This is a genomic window from Lyngbya sp. CCY1209 (genome assembly GCF_035615495.1).
GTDB lineage: Bacteria > Cyanobacteriota > Cyanobacteriia > Cyanobacteriales > Microcoleaceae > Limnospira.
The window spans coordinates 1-5,927 of sequence record NZ_JAJENU010000124.1 but is presented as its reverse complement, the minus strand read 5'-3'; the positions used below and the strand labels follow the sequence as shown (position 1 = coordinate 5,927).

Genomic DNA, 5,927 nt, shown 5'->3' with positions numbered 1-5,927 from the left:
ACATTGACTATGCCTTTAAGAGTTCAGTTTTGGACGGCTTAAGAATCCCCGCGTCTTTAGACCGGGGAGAAGTCAACAAACATAGTGATGTCGGCATCGACCCGGGAACGGCGGGAGCGTCGAACTCCCCAGATTTTTGCTGTCAGTCAATGACCGGAACTTGGTATGAGATCAAGTTCGGACAATCAGTCATTGTATGGATTTCTGATTGTCGAATAAAAAACAGTTTTTTCTCAAAACTATTTTGGCGGACTTGGTATGACAACGAAAATTGCCATCGGGGGGACTCCATCAAATTAGGAAACCAAAGACAATGGATAATTCAGCTTCTGAAAATAACGATATCAATCTCATTTTACATCCCGAAACCCAACGGGTGACGGTTGACGACCCGTCACCCACAATTTCCGTGCGCTGGGATCGGGTCGCCCAAGAGGCGGTCATCAATACTGCCCCGGGACCGACGATCGCCTCCCGCGCCTATGGGATGGTACACACGGCCATCTACGACGCCTGGAGCGCCTACGATCCGCTGGCCGTCGGGACTCAATTGGGAGATGCCCTGCAGCAGCCCCAGTCAGAAAACACCGCCGCCAACAAAGCGGAAGCCATGAGTTTTGCGGCTTACCGGGTGCTCTCCGAATTATTTCCCACCCAAGTCGATCTTTTCGATGAATTGATGGCCGATTTGGGTTACGATCCCGACGACACCGCCATGAATGGAAGCACTCCCGCCGGGATCGGAAACATCTCCGCCGAAGCTCTGTTAACATTTCGCAGAAATGACGGCTCCAATCAACTCGGAAATCACCCGAACGGCGACGGCACTCCCTATTCGGATATCAGCGGCTATCAACCCGTCAATCCGCCCGGAGATCCGAGGGACATTGAACGCTGGACGCCCGAACGAGTGCCCATGGACGCCCAACCGGGACAAGAGCAACAGGTGCAAAGGTTTCTGACCCCCCACTGGGGTTATGTCGTGCCTTTTAGTTTCGCTTCGGAGTCCGGAGGGCGATCGCCGCTGCCCCAACCGTTTTTATCCTTCGAGGGCGAGATCGACTGGGAAGGCAATCCGAACCCTTTTCCCCCGGATTTCGGACAGAATCCCCCCCATTTCTCCCCGTGGCACGAACTGCGACCGCCGGAACCCGAGCCGTTTTTATTGGTCGATGGCGAGGTGGACTTGCAAGCCGGCACGATCGCTTTGAGCGACGGGTCGTCCGTGCCAATCAGCCCGGATATTGTCGGCACGATTATCAATCCCGAATTCATCGAACAAACAGAACAGGTCGTCGATTACAGCGCCTACCTGACCGACGAACACAAATTGATTGCGGAATTTTGGGAAGATGCGGGCGGTACGTCCTTCCCGCCGGGCACTTGGATGACATTCGGACAATATGTGTCGGCCCGGGATGACCACACGTTGGATGAAGATGTCAAACTCTTTTTGAATTTGGGAAATGCGGTATTCGATGCCGGCATCGCGACGTGGGAAGCGAAAGTTTACTACGACTATGCTCGTCCCGTGCGGACGGTGCGCGAACTCGGCGAACTGGGCTTGATCGGGGAGTTTGATTCCGAACTGGGCGGTTTTGCGATCGAGGCTTGGGGCGGGCCCGGAGAAGGCATTCAGACGATTCTGGCGACGGATTTTCTCACCTATCAAACGCCGGGGAGCGACCCTTCGCCTCCCTTCGCCGAATATGTCTCGGGCCACAGCACTTTCAGCGCGGCGGGGGCCGAGATTCTGCGGCGCTTTACCGGCGGCGACGATTTTGGGGCGGCGGTCACTTTTGAGCCGGAGGAGTCCCGCTTTGAACCGGGTATGACCCCGCACACTCCCGTGACTTTGGAGTGGGAAACCTTCGGCGAAGCGGCCGACGAGGCGGGGATTTCTCGCCTTTACGGGGGCATCCACTTTCAGGACGGCGATTTGAACGGTCGGTCCCTGGGGCGACAGGTGGCGGGCCGGGTTTGGGAACAAACGCACTCGGCGATCGCTCCCAATACGATTGTCGGTACGGATGGTGACGACGGGTTGAGCGGCACCCGGGAAAATGATTTGATCCGCGGCGGTGGCGGCGATGATTTCATCCGAGGTTTGACGGGTAATGATGTTCTCTACGGAGGTGCGAATGACGATAATCTCGACGGGAGTATGGGAGATGATATCATTGCCGGGGACGGGGGCGACGACTTCCTCATCGGGGGTCCGGGCGGCGATCGCTTCGACTTCGGAGCGGGTGACGGCAACGATATCATCGCCGATTTTCGAGATGGAATAGATATTATCGGTTTGAAGGACGATCTGACTTTCGAGCAATTGTCTGTCTCTCGGGTCGGCCACGACACTCGCATCAGTGCCCCACAACTTTCGATGACATTGCTTGGCGTCGAAAGCAGTGCCATCGATGTCGATGATTTTATCGAGGTTCTGGCTTGATGTCACGGGGTGGGGGAATTTTAGACTGGAGATTTGAGATTCCCCCGACTCCCACGACTAACAATTCAATAATATTGTCGGGATTCCCGTCGTTTTTGATCGTAGGTTTTCGAGAGGTGGTGCGGATCGATTTTGACGACAAAACAGGTGCCGCGTCCCACTTCGCTATCCACCTCAATTTCGCCGCCGTGGAGTTCGACGCAGGTTTTCACGATCGCCAGCCCCAAGCCGGTTCCCCGGATCGTCTCCACATTTTTGCCCCGATAAAAGCATTCAAAGAGGCGATCGCGATCGGCGGGCAGAATGCCGATGCCTTCATCTTTAATTTTAAAGTATATTTTCTCATTTTGACAACCCAGGTCGAAGTCGATCGCGCCCCCGTCCGGCGAATATTTGATCGCGTTAGAAATGAGATTGGTCAACATCTGTCGCAACAATTTCGGATCGCCGTAACAGGGGATTGAATCGCGATCGGAGCGAAAAACTAAGGCGTGTTTGTCCGCCGCCAAGGGCTGCAACTCTTCCAGCAATTTTTGACCGAAGGAAACCAGATCCAGGGGCCGGAGTTGAAAGTCTATCGTCCCCGATTCGGCGCGGTTGACCAGCAGCATATCTTCCACCAAAGATGCCATGTGTTTAGCCGCATTTTGGATCAGTCTCAGGAAGTGGAGTTGCTGTTCCGTCGAAAGTTCTTGGTGGTGAGTTTCGATCAGTTCCGCCCCGGATAGGATCGTCGTCAGGGGGGTGCGATATTCGTGGGAGACGGTTTGGATGACTTGAGATTTGAGCGCGCCGAGTTCCCGCTCTTTTTCGAGGGCTTGGCGGATTTCAGATTCCACCCGCTTGCGATCGCTGATATCCCGGATCACGATCATCCGAGAACCGGGCGATGTCTCCGATTTCATCGGTTGCACGATCGCCTCCAAAACTTGTTCCGGCGAGGAGGAAACGGTAATTTCGTGGGTGACTAGATGGGGCGATCGCATCAACTCCGCTACCGCAAATCCCCCCAGTTCTGACAACACTCCGGCTTCGATTTTTCCGACCGCTTTGAGATAGATTTTTCCCCGGGGATTGGCGAGGACGACCTTTTGATTTCCATCGATCAACAAGACCCCTTCGGGTAAGTTTAGCGCCAAATTGTGCAAGTTTTGCTGCTCGACTGCTAACCGAGATTGCAGGTGTTGGAGGGTGATGGCGGTATGGTTGGCGAGGTAGTAGAGCAGCCGGATGTGGGATTCGGTGAAACGTCCCTTCGATTCGGCTCCCAAAAACAGCAACCCCACGATCTGGGTTTGGGTTTCTGACCGGGCGATGAGGGGGATCGAAAAGCGCGATTCCAGGGCCGCGATCGCCGGTGGTTTTCCCCGGGGAATTTCGAGGGGGTGAAAGCACAGCGGACGACGATACAAATTTTCTCCGATCATCGAAGCCAACTGTTCCAAAAGTTGGGTTTGAATGGTTTCCTGAAGGGGGCGGGAAAGGGGACGGAAAGCCCGTAAAAATAACTGACAATTTGGGGGGGTTTCGACGGCTTCTCCCGGGTCTGGCATCCCATATTCTAGGAAGATACTGCCCGCCACGTCGTAGGGAATCAGAGGCCAGAGATATTCAAAGGTCGATCGAAATAAATCTTCGTAGCTGTGGGGATAGCCGACTTGTCGGAAAATTCGATAGAGGGTGTGGAGTTCGTCGGCTACGGGGTCGGGGGGGGAAACCGCCGGGGCGATCGCGGCCCCGAAGCCCAAGATGCAGTTTTTTCCCCATCCGCTCATTTTCCAAAGAAAATTTTGGTAGTTGCCGTCCCGGCGACGCAATCGCAACGAAACTTCCCCCACCTCCTCCGGCGAGAGTATCTTTTCCAGGTCATGGGTCCGGGACAAGTCCTCCGGATGAATCCAATCCCACCACATTTGGCCGACGAGATCCGCTTCCGTCCAGCCTAATATTTTGGCCCAGGCCGGGTTGACCTGGCGGATGCAACCGTCGGGTCCCAGGAGACAAATTAGATCGGATGAGAGTTGCCAGAATATTTCCAACTGGGTTTTTGCCTTTTGCGATCGTGCCATCGGGGATTCGGCTTGCACTCGGCGAGTTCTTGACAGGGGAAAGAATCAACAAAATGTCCGACATCAGCCCGGTGACGGACTGTCAAACCATTTTAATACTTTTTTAAGACTTCCGAAATAGTTGGGGTGCAATATCAAATCCCGATGGGCGATCGCACGAAGCCCACCGGCCAAGCTGATCGCGCACCGACATGAACCCGAAAACACCTGTGGGTGTGGATGTCGGGGAACGGGATTGGATGGGAGTCGCCGGAGTCCGTCAAGAACATTTGCGGAAATGGGACGGGATGGGTTGCCGTTTGTCTGCAAATGTTACGGTTTTTTCCGAGAAAATATACACTTTTTGATTCATACTAATTCCGAGGCGATCGCATTCATCTCGCGTCAATTGGGCATTCAAAACCGTCCCGTCCCGCAGCAATAATTCAATTTGAACGTCCCAACCCATGTAAACGATGCGTTTGACAATTGCCGGGATACTTTGATCGTTGGGAATTTCGCCGATGCGGATGTCGTGGGGGCGCACCAAAACCTCCGATGTTTCGTCCTGGGGGAGGACGTTTACCGGGCCGATAAAACCCATCACAAAGCGGCTGGCGGGGCGATCGTAAACCTGTTGGGGGGTCCCCACCTGTTCGATGCGCCCCTCGTTCATCACCACAATTTCATCGGCAATTTCCATCGCCTCTTCGCGATCGTGGGTGACAATTAAGGTCGTGACGTGTACCTCATCGTGGAGGCGGCGCAACCAGGCCCGCAAATCGTGCCGCACGTTCGCATCCAACGCCCCGAAGGGTTCATCTAATAGTAAAACCTTCGGTTCGATCGCCAAGGCGCGGGCGAGGGCGATGCGCTGCCGCTGTCCGCCGGAAAGTTGGGCGGGATAGCGATCGCCCAATCCTTCTAATTTAATTAAATCTAACAATGAGGCGACCCGCCCCCGGATATCAGATTTTTTACGGCGGGCAATTTCCAGCGGAAAAGCGATATTTTGGCGGACGGTCATATGTTTGAACAGGGCGTAATGTTGGAATACAAATCCGACCTGCCGCTCCTGGACTTGGGCATCGGTGACGTCGCCATTTTCTAAATAAATGCGCCCGGAGTCGGGTTTTTCTAATCCCGCGATCGCCCTCAATAAGGTGGATTTCCCGGAACCGGACGGCCCGAGCAGTGCCACCAGCGACCCGGTTTTGACGGTCAAATTGATGTCGTCTAAGGCGACAAAATTCCCGAAGCGTTTGACAAGATTTTCAACCTGAATAGTCATGGCTTTAATTGGGTGTAAAAAATTGATAATTGATCATATCAGATCCGGTTATTTACACGCTCCCCGATCCCCCCCAGCCCCCCTTAAAAAGGGGGGAGCCCGATCCCCCCCAGCCCCCCTTAAAAAGGGGGGAGCCCGA

Annotated in this window: 3 protein-coding genes; 1 reads left to right on the top strand and 2 read right to left on the bottom strand. The window is 54.3% G+C overall.

From position 1 onward, the window contains the following. Positions 1–313 precede the first annotated feature (313 nt). A complete protein-coding gene (locus LKE08_RS00920; protein WP_324702310.1) occupies positions 314–2,449 on the top strand; it encodes a DUF6851 domain-containing protein in 2,136 nt (711 codons plus the stop codon). Between the two features lie 65 nt (positions 2,450–2,514). Here LKE08_RS00920 and LKE08_RS00915 read toward each other — a convergent pair whose 3' ends face one another. Together LKE08_RS00915 and LKE08_RS00910 are read right to left on the bottom strand one after the other, a co-directional pair. Further along, positions 2,515–4,518, bottom strand: a complete 2,004-nt coding sequence (locus LKE08_RS00915) for an ATP-binding protein (protein ID WP_324702309.1) — start codon at positions 4,516–4,518, stop codon at positions 2,515–2,517. 259 nt (positions 4,519–4,777) lie between these two features. Then, entirely contained in the window at positions 4,778–5,788 is a 1,011-nt protein-coding gene (locus LKE08_RS00910; RefSeq protein WP_324702308.1) for a TOBE-like domain-containing protein, read from the bottom strand. Positions 5,789–5,927: the final 139 nt, after the last annotated feature.